Below are 14719 nucleotides of genomic sequence, written 5' to 3'. Positions count from 1 at the left end.
TTATACCATCCTTGAAGCGAGTTTTTGCCAAACTGAAGTTGGAAGCATTCTGAGTAGCTTCATCAACATAATGAATCGTCTTGGGAAATCAATTTCACTCTTTCCTTGAGCAATACCTTTTACAATTCTCTGAGTTGCAGCTTCGCTACTAATAATCATAGGCATAGAGAAAGAGTTTCGCTCGGTAAGTGGTGTCTCAACAAAGCCTGGATGCACAATTGAGACATGAATATTGTGTTTTGCTAGGTCAACTGACAGGGTTCTTCCTAAATACGTCAGTGCCGCCTTTGAAGCGCCATAAGCTTCTGCTCTGGGTAGAGGGAGAAAACTGGCGCTTGAGCTGACTAGTACCAAGCGACCACCAGGCTTAATGTTTTTTAACCACGACTTAAGCGCATAACCGATTGATATCAGATTAATATTGATAACACGTTCGAATAGCTCGGCATCAAAGTTAATTGGGTCATCAATGTATTCACAATCTCCGGCGTTCAAAATCAACAGGTCGAGAGGTTCATTTTGGTTGAGTTCTGGGAAATTATGGTAATCAGTTAAATCAAAACAGAGTGGCGTAATTGACGGATGGGACAGGTCTGTCTCGTGAGAATCAACGAGAGCCTGTAACTTTTCCGCGCTACGTCCGCAAGCGATGACTTGATGTCCTTGCTGGGCATAGTCCTTGGACAGTGATTGGCCGATACCTGAGGTCGCGCCAGTAATCATAATACGCATTAGCGGCTCGCTCTTTTCTTGATGGATTTGATCGCGCAGCCTAACACTGGGATATGTTCATATAGCATAGCGCCAACGTCGAGATAGTCTCTGTGATAGACCACTTGATCGTCGAGCATTTTCAGGTGGCTGTGCCCTTGCACTTCGATTGGTTTTTGACCGTTCAGCTGTTTGTGAGAAAACTGCATGGTCCAATATACTGACGCTTCATTATTTGCCTCAAAGGCGTGCTCGATATGAAAGTTACAGCTTGTCACTTGTGTATAAATGTTCTCAAAATAATGGGTTAGTTCATCAATTCCGCTGACGTGATGCAGCGGATCTTGGAATTCGACATCAGAGTGATAAACCGTTCTTAGTATGTCGAAACTGTCTGTTCCGAGTTCTTGATACATGTTGAGAAAGTTATTAAGCCAGAGAGAGTTATCCATAATCTACACTCTAATTATTTGAAAAAGGCTAAGGCTCTCAATCGTGCTTCTTTGTGTTCAACGATGGGTTGCCAGTATTCACTGTTTATTCCGTTTTTCTTGATGTAGTCATGCGGGAAGTGCACATGCTTATCCGGAATTTTTTGCATCTCTGGTATGTACTTACGAATAAAAATTCCTTTTGGATCAAACTTTTCGCTTTGCGTGATTGGATTGAAAATTCGAAAGTAAGGTTGAGCATCACAACCAGTGCTCGAAGCCCACTGCCAGCCACCGTTGTTCGCACTAAAATCGCCATCGATAAGGTGCGACATAAAAAATCTCTCTCCCCAGCGCCAGTCAATCAACAGGTGTTTGGTAAGGAAGCTCGCCACCACCATTCTCAATCTGTTGTGCATCCAACCTGTCTCAACCAATTGACGCATTGCCGCATCAACCAATGGATAGCCAGTTTTACCTTCACACCAAGCTTTGAAACTTGGGTGATCTTGATACCAATCTAAGCCATTATATTTCTGTTGAAAGTTAGCACCTTTAACCAGTCTAGGATGGTGGAACATTAAATGCTTGTAAAAATCTCGCCAAATCAATTCATTGAGCCAAGAAAAAGCGGGCAGTTGAGTATCAAACAACAAATCGGGCTGTTGTTGAATCAGCTGAATCGCTAGCCAGCGCGGACTGACCGCACCAATCGTTAAGTATGGCGACAGGCCAGAGGTTCCTTTGATCGAAGGAATGTCTCTAAATTTGCCATAGTCGTTAACTTTGTTGGCTAAGAAGTTTGGGATCACGCTATTTAGTACATCTTGGCTTAGTGGCCAACGATCTGAATCAACACGCGGAAAGTCAAAGTCGTACTCATCAGAAAGCTTATGAGGAGTAAGATCGCCAGACAACTGGGTGTTAAGACGCTCGGTCTGTGTAGGCTCTGCTTGTATGATTGGAGCTGGGCTACACTGGATCCCTTTGACTTGCACTTCTTTTAACCAGGCGTTTTTGAATGGCGTGAAAACTTTGAACATCTCGCCTTGTTTATTCAAAACACTGCCCAAGGGAAGAATGGTGTCGCAGTCGGTCATTTTCAGTTTGATACCGCTAGCGATTAAACGTTTGTCACGTAACTGCTCGTCTACTTCAGGCTCAGAGTTAGTGTAAACACACTTGGCATCGAGCTCATTGTATAAACGAGTGAGTTGTGCGGCTTGGTCGTCAAAGTCGGTCGCTTTCAGATGCAGCAAAGTTATCCCAAATTCAGCAAGCTGCAATTCAAGTTGCTTGAGATGGCGATAAATAAAATCAGCTTTTATTGGTGCGAGATCATGTTGTTGCCATTGTTGCGGGGTTGAGATGAAAACGGCGTTAGTTACACCGTTTTCAACCGCCGCGACGAGCGCTGGGTTATCGTGAATCCGCAGATCTCGTCTTATCCATAGAATGTCGCTCAATATCCGTATCTCAGTTTAAGTTCTTGTGGATGAGGGTTCAGGTAAACCTGTGATTCTAAGTACTCGTTTGGGTATTCCATCAAGTAGTGGTTAATCAAGGTTAATGGGACTAACAGAGGAACTAGCCCTTCTCTGAATGATGAAATTTGATTGGTGAGTTCTTGTTTGTGAGCGCTGCTCAGCTGTTTTTTAAAGTAACCTTGCAAGTGATGCAAAGTATTAGCGTGGCTACCGCGATTCGCGTGATGAGATAATGCGGTCATCAACCCTTCAATGTATTGGTTTGCTAATTCATCAATTTCAAGTTCATTGCCAGCTAGCAATTTGCCAAGGCTCTTGTACCCTTCAACGTGGTGACACATCACCAAATACTTGTGCGCACTGTGGAATTGAATCAATTTGTGTTTGGTAACGCCCTCGTCGACAAGATCCAGCCACTTTTGATAAGTGAAAACTCGTGTCATGAAGTTTTCACGTAGAATTGGGTCGTTGAGGCGGCCATTCTCTTCAACAGGAAGTAAAGGGTTACCATCCATGATTTGTTGGGTGAACATGCCGACACCTGTCGATTCAGAACCGCGACCGTGGTGGTGATAAATCTTTACTCGCTCCATACCGCAGGTAGGACTTTTTTGGCAAACAATGAAACCAGCAATGTGCTGATTGGCCTTCGAGTAGTTTTGTCCGAACTCGATAAGTTCGTTGGTCACATCGCCTGAACCATCAGGACGAGAAACATGGATGACGTCATCTAACATTCTTGTTTGGCGAATAGTAGGACGAGGCGTTGGAAGGCCGATTGCCATTTCTGGGCATACAGGTTCTAACTCAACATAATCTGCAAGATCATCTGTACAAAAACGAGAGCGTTTATGACCAGTATCGAAGCGTACTTTGTGTCCTGCAACACATGCGCTGATACCTATTTTAATTTTCTTTTCCATTGGCCAACTCCTTTGCTCTTGCTCTGAGCTATTTATTATATTTCAACATTGCTAATCGTACTTACTGAGCCAAGTTGTTTTCAAGTCTCAATATTGTCGATGTTTTAATCCAGTGATATTAACGATTTACAGGATGGCTTAATGCCATCCTGTATATTTATAGCGTGCAACTGGATTAATAGATATACCTGCCGAGTGGATTGAATAACTGGCTTACACCTTTTGTGAAGTAAAGCGCATCACTCGAAACAGTCAAACAAACACAACCTTCTTTGGTCGCTGGTTGATGAGTATGATTACCGTCCAACCAGATGAAATCACCTTTGTTGTAGACGCCCATTTCATCTTCGAAGCTACCTTCTAAAAGTAGTGTGATCTCGAAGCCCTTATGAGTGTGGCAAGGTACCTTTCCATCTTTGTCGATGTGTAACAAACTCGTGTGGTGTGCCTCGTCATCAAAATCCAATCTCGCTCGCGAAATTTTTCCTAAATTCATCCAATCTTTTCTTGTCACCGAACTCAATGCTCTTGGAATAGTGAACGTGGTGTCGGCGATGGTTACTTTCTGCAGTTCAGGTGTCACCTCAACTGATTGAGATGGATCGGATGTTATCTGCGCTATAGCTTCGAAATCAAAATCACTATTTTCGGACAGGAATTTTTCTATATCCAAATCTATTTCTTCGTTAGAGAATGATTGATCTTCTGACAACACGCGTTGACCCGATTCTTCTGCATCAAAAACATTATTTGCCGCTTCTGCGGTCAATTGATTTACTTGTTGCTGGCAGTGTTCACACAGTTCAACGTGGCTGGATACGATCAAGGAAACTGAATCGGCTAGAGTGCCATCGACAAAGTCTTTCAACATTGCTGCGTTTGGATGATGTTTAATCATGACTTTGGTCCCCCATGTGAACCTTGAGTTTGGCTAAAGCGAGTCTTAGTCGCGATTTCACTGTTCCGAGTGGAACGCCGAGTTGTTGTGCGAGCTGTTCTTGAGATAGCTCCTGAAAATACACACCTTTGACAATCGTTTTTTGAGCTAGAGGCAGCTTCTCAATTTGAGTCATTACGTGACGACTCATCAAATGATCACCAAAAGGCAATTCTTCATTCTGAGACTCGGCCACCATCGCATCAATTGGCCAAATGTCGTCGGCGATCGTTTGTTCTGCTTTTGCTTTGACCTTTCTCAACATGTCGAAGGCAGCATTTCGCATCACGGTGTAAACCCAAGTGGTCGCTGCACCTTTCTCTTGGTTGTAAAGATGTGCTTTCTTCCACACATTGGTCATAGTGTCTTGAACTAGCTCGTTAGCCGCGGCTTCGCTACCTAACTTGTTAATGCCAAAACGTTTTATCTTCGGAGCGAAGAATTTGAACAAACAGGTAAAAGCCTGCTTGTCTCGGTCTGTACCAACCAAAATTAGCCAGCTTGAGAGCTCTGTAGGTACTTTGTTGTTGGTAGGTGAGTTATTGTCGGGAATAATGACTTGCTCCTTGCCTATCCCTAAACTTCTGCTTTCCACTTGCATAGCAAATTACCGCTGTTCGAATTTGATTGGCATTACGTGGTTAAAGAGGAGAGGGATCACTTTTAATTAAAATAATTTCTACTATACAAAATTATAGTGAATAAAAGTGTTTATTGCCCCGTAATGATTTGATTCAAAAAAGGAACTAGTGATGGAAAGCTGGTTGGCTCAGTGAATTTTGTTTTCTTTTCTATAGGGATAGGCATTATCTCAAGCAACCGAGCGCATATCCATTGTGAGCTCTCAAAATCAGGGGTCGGGTAGAGGTTTCTGATTGAGTCGTGGTCGCGAAACAGTTGCACCAAGAACGCTGTTACCACATTAGGGACTTTGTACTCAAGCTCAGGCCAGTGAGGCATTGAACTAAATCTACTCTTAATTAAACCGTCTTGAGAACGAAAAGACGAATGAAGCTGGACAAGCTCTTGTCCCTCGACATCGATTTCTAAAATTTGATCATCAGACATATTGAAATCGACAATAGAAACTTTTGTTCCCCAGTAACTATGGTGTTCTGAATTTGAATTGTCTTGAGTGGCGAGAATAAAACCATCCCCCTGTGCCGCTTGAGCGACCATGGCAAGGTACTTAGGCTCAAAAATGCGTAATCTTTGTCGGCCTCCAGGCAAAAGAAAGATGGGGAGAGGAAACACGGCGAGTTCTGGAGAAGACTTTACAGGTGTTTCTAATTCGTCTTTTGTCTGTGTGGTCTTGTTGAGTGAGTTCGGCACATAGTACTCCTTAGTTCAAATTTAATGTGAACAGATATACGGGGTATTTCTGGTGTTCGATCAATTTGTTGTAATGAGTACCTCTGAGCGTTTCTAGAATAGCTACTTTACTGAGGTCTGATCGATATCTCACGGAGGAGTGACTGAGTGAAAAATCGAACCCTATGTTTTTTGTTGCACCTGTTCATAAATTCATTGATTTAACCTTCTTTCATTGACGTCATTAGGTAATATATGAACAAATAGTAAGCGAGTGGATAGCAGCCAAGCGGTCCTTCTATCTAACGTTCTTCTTTACCTAACATCACATCAAAGGAATGGTCATGATTGTTATTTATGGTATCAAAGAGTGCTTAAATCCAATTAAGTTGCAGCTATCTAACGTGTTGCAGCAATGCTTAAACAGTGAGATGGGGTTGCCCGATGACAAGCGAGCCCATCGGTTTGTGCCGTTGGAAAGGGATGACTTCTTTTACCCAGAGGGTAGAACCGACGCATACACGGTTATCGAAATCAACATGATGGAAGGTCGGGCGGTAAATACTAAAAAGCGTCTGATTAAGAAAATATTCTCCGAAATAGAAAAGCAACTCTCTATCTCTCCTATTGATATCGAAATCACCATTAAAGAGCAGCCATCGCACTGTTGGGGATTCCGAGGAATGACCGGTGATGAGGCTCAAGACCTTAAGTATAAAGTAAAAGTCTAGATTTAACCCTGTTTGATAGCGGCTTCAGAATTGGTTTCTAGGCCGCTCGCTTAACTCTAACTCTTTTGTAGAACTTTCGGCTTTTTGTCTCTTTAGGTCTTTAACTAACCCTCACTACTCTCTTTCAAATATTGATGCCAATTCGCGTTAATCACATCGAAGTGCTCCACGCAGAACTCTTTTCTATTTTTTAGGTAGTCATTTTCCACGTCATCGAGTAAGTTTTTATAAGCTTCAGGGTCGCTTCCATATACTAAACACAGAGTAGAGAAGTAACGTTGGAGATCAAAGCTGTGTTCATCAATGTATTCACCTAAATCGTAATATTCAGGACGGTCTTCTGACTCGAAAGCAAACATGTCAGCGGCACTAATTGCGGCATCTCCGCCGTGTTCTACATAGTTGAGCAACATGATGGTAGCGAGGTTATCAACGGCGTCCTCTTCCTTCCCCAAAATAGCAATTTTTTGATCTTCTATGTAAGCATGCCCAGCTTCGTGCAGTAGGGTGTGAAGTAAGGTATCGATAGCTCCAGTTTGTGCCGTTTTCCCGTACTCTTTTTCGTACTGATTCTTTTCAAAGTAAGTTAACGATTCAGCATAAAAGCTATAAGGGATGAGCACTTGATGCGTTTGTGGATCGTAGAGTGGACCGTCTTCGTTGCCATATTGAATGGTTAATGGGTTATTAAACATGAAGAGCTGATTGGATAGGTCAATCACGGTGTCGTTGACGCCACTAAGTTGAATCTCTTTTTTGATCTGTTGTTCTGCCTCAGTCTTAGGTGTCGAGTACTCAACAATAAGGTTATCAGGTAGCGTATTGACACGGGATGTTTCACTAGACACATAAGTTGTGGCGAACACAGAGCCAATGGCTAGGCTGTAGGTTAGTGCTCGTTTCTGCACGAGTTTAATGAATGTCATCGTAGATCCTTATGTGGTTGGCACTAAGTTCTTTTTGCCGTTGGATTTTTGGTGAGTGGCACAGACGAGTGAAACATCACTTATCGAGGGTTAATCTATTCTAGAATGATTATCGAGTGGTAATCAGTTTAGGTTATCTTTGATTCGATTGGCTATTTGTCAGATAAATTTCGGTTCAGGTAAAGCCTTGTGCTATACTCCGCGCCCCAATCCGAATTGGCTTGTTTAATCTTAGGAAATTATTATGAGTGTTAAAAACGAACTTCAACAAATTAACAACCGTCTAGACAAGTGTCGCAACAAGTTAGCGGCTGCTAAAACTCGTAATGACCGTCCTGTTGTTCGTCAATTTGAAGATGAGATTAAGAAGCTAACTAAGAAAATTGCCCAGCTTAAACACAAAGAAAGCTTCGATGTGAATCAAGAGCGTAAGTCGCTGATTGATATGCCATTTAGCCGTGAAATTACAAAAGCTGAGCAAGCGGATATGGGCAAATTGAAAAAGTCTGTAAAAGGATTAGTGATTGTTCACCCAATGACGAAGATTGGTAAAGAGCTTCGCATTGAGGTTATGACAGGGTATGCCCCGAAAAAATTCTAATTACCAGCAATGGTAATAAAAAAGGAGCTAGCAATGGCTCCTTTTTGCTTTTTTAGGTATTCAAAAAGAGATTGAGCAGCAGTATCATTGCTGTCGATTTATACTTTTGGAGATTGATTGTTATCACAAAACCGTCGCTCTCTGCTTAAAAGTTAACGTACTACTAACATGGTACGGAGTGAACGCAGCAATGCGCTGGTTTTCTCATCCACAATTTCTTACCCATTCTCATAGCACAGGTAGAGCAGCACACATAATTACAGACAAAACCAGACTCATTAGGGAAGATGAGCACGCAAAACAATAGAGGTTATATGAATCAATTAATTTCAATAGGGCCACTAGAATCTTTCCTAATCGCAATTAGCGTTTTGTTTCTAGGTCATTTTGTAAATGCAAAGCTACCGGTTCTCAAAAAGTACAATATCCCTGAGCCCATCGTCGGCGGTTTGATCGTCGCTTTTGCTATTACTGCCCTACACTTCAACGGCGTTGACCTAGAGTTCTCTTTGCCATTGCAGAACACCTTCATGTTGATGTTCTTTGCGACTGTTGGCCTTGCTGCTAACTACACCCAGTTGATGAAAGGTGGTGCAAAGGTGTTTCTGTTCTTAGGGGTCGCTTCGATTTACATCATTATCCAAAATGGTGTAGGTGTGACATTAGCCACAGCCCTTGGTCTTGAACCTTTGATGGGCTTGATTGCAGGCTCTATTACGCTATCTGGCGGTCATGGTACCGGTGCAGCTTGGTCACAGACGTTTTCAGACACATTCGGTATTGCCAATACTCTAGAAATTGCGATGGCTTCAGCCACCTTTGGTTTGATTATTGGCGGCATCATCGGTAGCCCTGTGGCCCAAAAGTTGATTGATAAGAACCAACTTGAATCTGAATACGGTACTGGCACGCAAACGCACGAACGCTTCCCTGAACTCGTTACTTACAATGAGTACGAAGAAGACAAAGTGACCGCGAAGAAGGTGATCGAAGTATTGTTCATTCTTCTTATCTGTATCACGGGCGCGAAATACCTAGAGCAGTGGGTAGCGACCTTTGAAATTTCTTGGTTGATGATCCCTGACTTCGTTTATGCGTTGTTTATTGGTGTATTCATTACAAATGTTTTTGAAGTCACTAAGCTGCATAAAACCGATAGCGAAACGGTCGATATTCTGGGCACGGTGTCATTATCACTGTTCTTAGCTATGGCGCTAATGAGCCTTAAGCTTTGGAACATCTTTGACCTTGCGATTCCGTTCTTGGTTATCCTTGCGGTTCAGGCTGTGGTGTTGGGTATCTTCTCTTACTTTGTGACGTTCAAAGTAATGGGTTCTAACTACGACGCAGCGGTTATGGCGGGTGGTCACTGTGGTTTCGGCCTAGGTGCAACACCAACAGCGGTAATGAACATGGGTTCTTTGGTGAACCGATTCGGTCCGTCGCCACAAGCCTTCATGGTTGTGCCAATCGTTGGTGCCTTCTTTATCGATATCGTTAACCTGATCATCCTTCAAGGTTACATCTCGTTTATCGGTTAATGTTCGTCCTTGCTTAAATGCGATGAGCTAATCGCACCAAGATGAATACAAGAAAGCCAGTCGATTGACTGGCTTTTTTATTGTCTAGCATATACCGAGCTTATAGATTTTATCTTATGTCGGTGAACTGGTCTGTAGTTCTTTAAGCAGAGGAAATGCTGCTTTAGTGTGTTCCCCTGTGACAATGAATCCGACGAGTTGGTTTGCCTCATTAAAACCTTTGGCGACAATCCCTTTTGGATCAAACCGAGTCTCCCAACTCTGAGCAGTTTGAATATCACGGCCTGCCAGCTGAATCGGATAACTAGGCGTTTTCACTTTAGTCATAATATGCGGCAAGCTTAGCTTTCCTTCACCCGTAGTGAGTTGTTTCGCCAATACGTTGGCCGCTAATATCGCGGGTTGCAGGTAAGCCATTACTCGTCCTTGAATTTCAGCACAATCCCCAATGGCATAGACATTTTTGATGTTAGTTCTCATTGCTTCATCAACGATGATACCTCTGTTCACTGCCATTCCTGTCTGTTGCGCGAGTGCTGTATTTGGCATTAACCCAGCTGCAGCGATGACCACATCGGTTTTGATTAATCGAGAAGAGGTCGTTTGTAACCTTACTCCGTCAGCGAGATAGGTGGCATGGCTTACCATTGCATCCGTCTCAACTGTCACACCGGCTTTACGAAGCTCTCGTTCCAGTTCTAGGGAGATAAAAGGTGGTACCAAACTACCTAATAGATAACTTGCTGGTTCAATGACCGTGACACTTTTCCCCGCAGTTTGAAGGTCGAAAGCTAACTCGACGCCAATGAGCCCGCCACCGATAACGGTGATTCGTTGCGCAGCGTCGATCTGAGCTTTGTGTTTTTCGAACTCTTCCAAGCTATTGAGAGTAATCGTTGCCTGAGCACTCAACCCCTCAGCAGCAGGTATGAAAGGCGCTGCCCCGGTTGCCAGCACTAGTTTTGAGTATGGGATGATATCATCGCCAGCGACAATAAACTGTTGCTCGGTGTTAATCTCGTTTACCCAAACGTTGGTTTTAATGACAACGTTATGCAGCTCAGCTAATTGTTGAGCAGTATTGATCGCAAGTTGCTGAGGTGTTTGAGCTTGACTGAATACATGCGAAAGATTCGGCTTACTGTATTCAATACCCGCATCAGCAGTGACTATTGTAATAGCGATATTTGGGTCAGTTTTACGGATCATCTTTATGGTTTGTAAAGCAGCGAAACCAGCGCCCACAAGAACAATGTTGTCCATATTACTTCTCCACAAACACTTCTTTGCCTAAATGGCATTCTGGGCAAAGGAAGTCATCCGGCACTTGTGCCCAAGGTGTTCCTGGTTCAACGCCTTGGTAGGGTTCGCCCAATTGTGGGTCGTACACCCATTCACAGACAGTGCAGCGCCAGCAAGTGCAATCTGCGCTGTGGTTTGGCTGGCCTTGAACTTGCTCGGGCTGTTTCTCAAGTTGTTTTTCGACGAGTTGTTGCTGATCGAATTGCTGCTGATCGAGTTGCAGCTCGTCTGTGTCATCGAGTGCGACTGGAGTGCTCGTTGGCGAAGGCGCGGTTTCAAGCGGTGTCACATTACGTGATACTTGCTTTGGTGCGCTGACTTCGTCTGGATTCACACGCCAAACCTCGGCCAGTGTCATACCATAATCAATACATTGACGAAGTGCGTCTGTATCTGGTTTCCAGTGGATATGCTGAGGTGCGCTCACTTCGAAGTTGGCTTCACGTAAGCGAGCATCGATGCGTTTTACTGCGCCGCCAGTCCACCCTGAAGAGCCAAATGCTGCGGCTCTTTTTTCTGCAAAGCGCAGGCCGTGTACTTCTTCAAGTAGTGCGGCGATTTGCGGCATCATCACATTGTTCATGGTCGATGATCCAACAAGCACGCCCTTTGAACGGAAGATATTGGCAAGGATGTCATTCTTATCGTGCTTAGAGATATTGAAGACTTTGATGGCTGTTTCTGGGCTGCCTTTACGAATACCCTTTGCGATCGCATCTGCCATCATGCGAGTGTTATTGGACATGGTGTCGTAGACAATGGTGATACGATCTTCTTTGTAGGCTTTTGACCACTCGTAATATTGCTCAACGATTTGAGTCGCGTTGTCACGCCAAATACAGCCATGAGAAGTAGCAATAACATCGATTGGCACGCCTAAACTCAAGACTTCTTCTATCTTCGCTTTCACCAAAGGCGCGAAAGGCGTGAGGATGTTTGAGAAGTAACGCAGACATTGGTCATGCAGCTCTACTTGGTCTAGTTGGTCATTGAATAGGTTCTCGTCGCAGTAGTGTTGCCCGAAAGCATCGTTACTAAACAGGATTTCATCACCGGTTAGGTATGTCGCCATTGAGTCTGGCCAGTGCAGCATTTTCATCTCAACAAAGATGAGTTGCTTACCGTTACCGACATCGAGCGTGTCGCCTGTTTTAACGGTTCGGAAGTTCCAGTCAGGCTGGTGGTGATGGCCAACAATAGAGTTAACACCAGCTTCTGTGCAGTAGACGGGTGTGTTCGGAATTTTAGCCAGTAGCGCAGAGAGGGCGCCTGAGTGATCTTCTTCTGCATGCTGACAAATGATGTAGTCGATCTCGTTGATATCGATTTCCATCTCTAGGTTTGCAAGGAATTGTTCAGTAAAGCGATGATCGACAGTATCGACAAGCACCGCCTTCTCTTCACGGATCAGGTATGAGTTATAGCTCGTACCTTTGTTCATGTGGTATTCCTTACCGTGGAAGTGCTCGGTTTCCCAATCGTGGACGCCGACCCAATGAACATTTGATTTAACGTGAATAGTCATAATGATAATACCTTATTTAAATATCTGATCTCATCATTGCATTTGGTGTGCCATGTTTTTAAATGATTGTTTTTAATTAGGTTAATTTAACCCTGGCAAGGATTTGTGTCATTATGACTTTTTTATATTTGTTGTCTTAATAATCCTTCAGTGTCATTTTAACTCGCGCGAAATTGTTCTAGGTATTGGCATGCTTATGGATAAAGATAGATGAAACTGAGCCTCTATAAATATGACTAGTTGATTGGGAAAATCAGTAGCAGATACAAAAAAGGCCAGACAAGTGTCTGGCCAAAATATAAGGCAGTACGTTTAAGCATATTAAATGTAGTCATAACTAAAATTGGCGTTATAACTAATATTGGTTTTAAAGCTAAAATTGGTTTTCACACTAAACTAAATGAATGGTTCATTTAGCAAGGTTGTTCGTATCAACTAGAGAGTTGTTACAACTTGATCAACCGCTAGACGCGCTTTTGGTTTACCGTAGTTATAATCTTCGCCATCTTTGTGGTAACCAATCGCCAATGCAACATCAACAACATGACCATCTAACTCATCGGCAAATTCTTCACTAATCATTTTTGCGTCTACACCTTCCATCGGTGTTGAAGCGATGCCAAGACGAGCTAGCGTGTGCAGTGTATTACCAAGTGCGATGTAAACTTGAGATTTAGTCCAATTGCCGTTAAAGCCTTCTTCGTCTGTGTTCATTTCAGCGAATGCGTAAGCACCTAAGAACTGCTCGTACATTTCAGCGGGTAGGTGACCAGAACTGACTTCTGTGTCAGCACGTTTTGCGAATTTTTCTTTAGTGTACTTAGGGTCGTGAGCAAACAAGATCGTGTGTGACGCTTCTTTCGCATGTGGTTGGTTAAACTGGAACATGTTTTCGAAAGTATTGTGGAAGCGCTGTTTTGCTTCGTCACTCTCAATGATGATGAACTTCCAAGGCTGAGAGTTGATAGAAGAAGCTGACAAGCGAAGAGCTTCTTTGATTACTTCCATATCTTCTGCTGATACACGTTTGTCGGCATCGTATTTTTTAGCAGTGTAGCGAGTGTTCAAATCTGTGATGATTGGATGAGTCATGTTGGCTCCTAATATCTATAAGAATAAATGTTGTAGGGTTTAATGTTCAGTGACGTCAACAATAAACGGACAGCTCAGTTAAATCGAAACCTTTTATAAAGTCGTTTAAATGGCTATCGAACATGCCCCAAATACCGAATTACTATAGTAACTCGAGTCGATGGGGGTAAGATAATAGAAGAGTCGCTTGAGAAAAATAGCGAACATATCAAATCACTATGGTAGTTAAAGTCCATAATAAGCGAATTAATGTGATCTTGATTAGCTATAGTGTGCGAGTTTCAGTGACTTAATACGCCTTTATTCCATATTCACGCAATAATGGCGGTAATACCTTGTCGAGATTGGGAATATCTTCTGGGCAGATTTCGATTAAACCAAAACCATGCTCCTCGTAAATTTTCTTAGTGGCAATGCGCTGGTCTTGATCTATTGACCCATAATCCGTTCCCCAGAACTGAATGTACACCTTGCCAGTTGGCAGGTAGAAATCGCTCATGACTTCTTTTGCGATTGGGAGTGGACGTTCGTAGGCGTGGACTACTCCTGCCATATAGAGCCAGTTATCTATGATCAGCTCGCCTTTCGACCTAACATAGTGTCCGTCCAAGCTTCGGTGTTTTGCTTCGAACTTCTGACGAAAGCTAGAAAACGAAGCGTCAGTAGAATGGCTTTCGGCGTCGTGACCTAAAAATTCGACAACAGATTGCTTTAAGCGCTTATTACGCACCAAAGAGTCGTGCCACACCACAAACAAGTTTTTTGTTGCTTTATCTTCTCTCTGTTCACCACCGGCTTTTAAACCCGTAGAAGTCACATGCCAGCCATCTTCTTCTTTGGTTATCCAACCAAGCTCATTGAGTAGCAGGTTAATTTTCTTCGCGCTGAGTTGAAAAGCGTTGCCCAACTGAGTCGCGGTTAGCGTTTTACCAGAGAATGAATCTAAGTCGATGAGCAGATTCTCCGGCCATACAATAAAGATACCAAATTTTTTGTGCTCTACATATTCCCCTCCAAAACTTTCACCGCGCTCAGTGAGCACCCAACGTTCTTGCGATCGCACTATATAGCCAGCACTTTTTAGATCACTGAAGAGAGTTTTAGGTTCCACCCCTTTGTGTTTGGCGAGTGCTGATGTGGAGATTTTTTCTGGCATAGTTTTTCTCAAATAGCAGAGCAACCTGCTGGTTGGTGTTGAAGG

The 14719-nt window shown here is 43.3% G+C and carries 15 protein-coding genes; 3 read left to right on the top strand and 12 right to left on the bottom strand.

What is annotated here, in order from left to right; all coding sequences use genetic code 11:
* From SJY39_RS14890 to SJY39_RS14860, 7 genes are all read right to left on the bottom strand, one after another.
* Nucleotides 1-732 (bottom strand): SDR family NAD(P)-dependent oxidoreductase, encoded by a 732-nt coding sequence (locus SJY39_RS14890; RefSeq protein ID WP_010432430.1) that lies wholly within the window; start codon nucleotides 730-732, stop codon nucleotides 1-3.
* The gene (locus SJY39_RS14885) at nucleotides 732-1163 is read right to left on the bottom strand and encodes a nuclear transport factor 2 family protein (protein ID WP_016766898.1); all 432 of its coding nucleotides are present in this window, start codon (nucleotides 1161-1163) and stop codon (nucleotides 732-734) included. Before SJY39_RS14885 ends, SJY39_RS14890 begins: the two co-directional genes overlap by 1 nt.
* Before the next feature lie 14 nt (nucleotides 1164-1177).
* Entirely contained in the window at nucleotides 1178-2608 is a 1431-nt protein-coding gene (phrB, locus tag SJY39_RS14880; RefSeq protein ID WP_390242122.1) for a deoxyribodipyrimidine photo-lyase, read from the bottom strand.
* On the bottom strand, nucleotides 2605-3552 hold the full coding sequence (locus SJY39_RS14875; RefSeq protein ID WP_010432435.1) for a DUF523 and DUF1722 domain-containing protein: 948 nt from the start codon (nucleotides 3550-3552) through the stop codon (nucleotides 2605-2607). The genes phrB and SJY39_RS14875 overlap by 4 nt, the downstream gene beginning before the upstream one ends.
* A gap of 175 nt (nucleotides 3553-3727) precedes the next feature.
* Complete coding sequence (locus SJY39_RS14870) at nucleotides 3728-4450, bottom strand: ChrR family anti-sigma-E factor (RefSeq protein WP_010432438.1); 723 nt, start codon at nucleotides 4448-4450, stop codon at nucleotides 3728-3730.
* Nucleotides 4443-5090 carry a sigma-70 family RNA polymerase sigma factor gene (locus SJY39_RS14865; protein ID WP_010432441.1) on the bottom strand — a complete coding sequence of 216 codons (648 nt, stop codon included), beginning with the start codon at nucleotides 5088-5090 and terminating at the stop codon, nucleotides 4443-4445. Before SJY39_RS14865 ends, SJY39_RS14870 begins: the two co-directional genes overlap by 8 nt.
* A 110-nt stretch (nucleotides 5091-5200) precedes the next feature.
* Complete coding sequence (locus SJY39_RS14860; RefSeq protein ID WP_010432444.1) at nucleotides 5201-5821, bottom strand: LON peptidase substrate-binding domain-containing protein; 621 nt, start codon at nucleotides 5819-5821, stop codon at nucleotides 5201-5203.
* Nucleotides 5822-6144: 323 nt separating this feature from the next.
* Between SJY39_RS14860 and SJY39_RS14855 the strand changes: the two genes are divergently transcribed.
* On the top strand, nucleotides 6145-6531 hold the full coding sequence (locus tag SJY39_RS14855; RefSeq protein WP_010432446.1) for a tautomerase family protein: 387 nt from the start codon (nucleotides 6145-6147) through the stop codon (nucleotides 6529-6531).
* A gap of 104 nt (nucleotides 6532-6635) precedes the next feature.
* Here SJY39_RS14855 and SJY39_RS14850 read toward each other — a convergent pair whose 3' ends face one another.
* Complete coding sequence (locus SJY39_RS14850) at nucleotides 6636-7457, bottom strand: DUF4344 domain-containing metallopeptidase (RefSeq protein ID WP_010432449.1); 822 nt, start codon at nucleotides 7455-7457, stop codon at nucleotides 6636-6638.
* A gap of 244 nt (nucleotides 7458-7701) precedes the next feature.
* Between SJY39_RS14850 and SJY39_RS14845 the strand changes: the two genes are divergently transcribed.
* Both SJY39_RS14845 and gltS read left to right on the top strand, forming a co-directional pair.
* Nucleotides 7702-8058, top strand: a complete 357-nt coding sequence (locus SJY39_RS14845; protein WP_010432454.1) for a YibL family ribosome-associated protein — start codon at nucleotides 7702-7704, stop codon at nucleotides 8056-8058.
* A 314-nt stretch (nucleotides 8059-8372) separates the two neighbouring features.
* Nucleotides 8373-9599 carry a sodium/glutamate symporter gene (gene gltS / locus SJY39_RS14840; RefSeq protein ID WP_010432457.1) on the top strand — a complete coding sequence of 409 codons (1227 nt, stop codon included), beginning with the start codon at nucleotides 8373-8375 and terminating at the stop codon, nucleotides 9597-9599.
* A gap of 114 nt (nucleotides 9600-9713) precedes the next feature.
* On the opposite strand, the gene norW is transcribed toward gltS, so the two are convergent.
* The 4 genes from norW to SJY39_RS14820 form a co-directional block, all read right to left on the bottom strand.
* Nucleotides 9714-10862: an NADH:flavorubredoxin reductase NorW gene (gene norW / locus SJY39_RS14835; protein ID WP_016766900.1), complete on the bottom strand. Its 1149-nt coding sequence runs from the start codon at nucleotides 10860-10862 to the stop codon at nucleotides 9714-9716.
* Nucleotide 10863: 1 nt separating this feature from the next.
* Complete coding sequence (gene norV, locus SJY39_RS14830; protein ID WP_029189219.1) at nucleotides 10864-12426, bottom strand: anaerobic nitric oxide reductase flavorubredoxin; 1563 nt, start codon at nucleotides 12424-12426, stop codon at nucleotides 10864-10866.
* Nucleotides 12427-12861: 435 nt separating this feature from the next.
* Entirely contained in the window at nucleotides 12862-13518 is a 657-nt protein-coding gene (locus tag SJY39_RS14825) for a nitroreductase family protein (RefSeq protein WP_010432463.1), read from the bottom strand.
* Nucleotides 13519-13807: 289 nt separating this feature from the next.
* A complete protein-coding gene (locus SJY39_RS14820) occupies nucleotides 13808-14674 on the bottom strand; it encodes a hypothetical protein (protein ID WP_010432464.1) in 867 nt (288 codons plus the stop codon).
* Nucleotides 14675-14719: the final 45 nt, after the last annotated feature.

Origin of the sequence: Vibrio sp. R78045 (assembly GCF_042466085.1) — a bacterium.
Taxonomy (GTDB): domain Bacteria; phylum Pseudomonadota; class Gammaproteobacteria; order Enterobacterales; family Vibrionaceae; genus Vibrio; species Vibrio cyclitrophicus.
Note: the sequence above shows the minus strand (reverse complement) of the source record. Positions and strands in the feature narration are given on the sequence as shown.

Coding starts and splice junctions, on each gene's coding strand:
- SJY39_RS14890 (WP_010432430.1), bottom strand. CDS start 732: ATGCGTATTATGATTACTGGCGCGACCTCAGGTATCGGCCAATCACTG.
- SJY39_RS14885 (WP_016766898.1), bottom strand. CDS start 1,163: ATGGATAACTCTCTCTGGCTTAATAACTTTCTCAACATGTATCAAGAA.
- SJY39_RS14875 (WP_010432435.1), bottom strand. CDS start 3,552: ATGGAAAAGAAAATTAAAATAGGTATCAGCGCATGTGTTGCAGGACAC.
- SJY39_RS14870 (WP_010432438.1), bottom strand. CDS start 4,450: ATGATTAAACATCATCCAAACGCAGCAATGTTGAAAGACTTTGTCGAT.
- SJY39_RS14865 (WP_010432441.1), bottom strand. CDS start 5,090: ATGCAAGTGGAAAGCAGAAGTTTAGGGATAGGCAAGGAGCAAGTCATT.
- SJY39_RS14855 (WP_010432446.1), top strand. CDS start 6,145: ATGATTGTTATTTATGGTATCAAAGAGTGCTTAAATCCAATTAAGTTG.
- SJY39_RS14850 (WP_010432449.1), bottom strand. CDS start 7,457: ATGACATTCATTAAACTCGTGCAGAAACGAGCACTAACCTACAGCCTA.
- SJY39_RS14845 (WP_010432454.1), top strand. CDS start 7,702: ATGAGTGTTAAAAACGAACTTCAACAAATTAACAACCGTCTAGACAAG.
- gltS (WP_010432457.1), top strand. CDS start 8,373: ATGAATCAATTAATTTCAATAGGGCCACTAGAATCTTTCCTAATCGCA.
- norW (WP_016766900.1), bottom strand. CDS start 10,862: ATGGACAACATTGTTCTTGTGGGCGCTGGTTTCGCTGCTTTACAAACC.
- norV (WP_029189219.1), bottom strand. CDS start 12,426: ATGACTATTCACGTTAAATCAAATGTTCATTGGGTCGGCGTCCACGAT.
- SJY39_RS14825 (WP_010432463.1), bottom strand. CDS start 13,518: ATGACTCATCCAATCATCACAGATTTGAACACTCGCTACACTGCTAAA.
- SJY39_RS14820 (WP_010432464.1), bottom strand. CDS start 14,674: ATGCCAGAAAAAATCTCCACATCAGCACTCGCCAAACACAAAGGGGTG.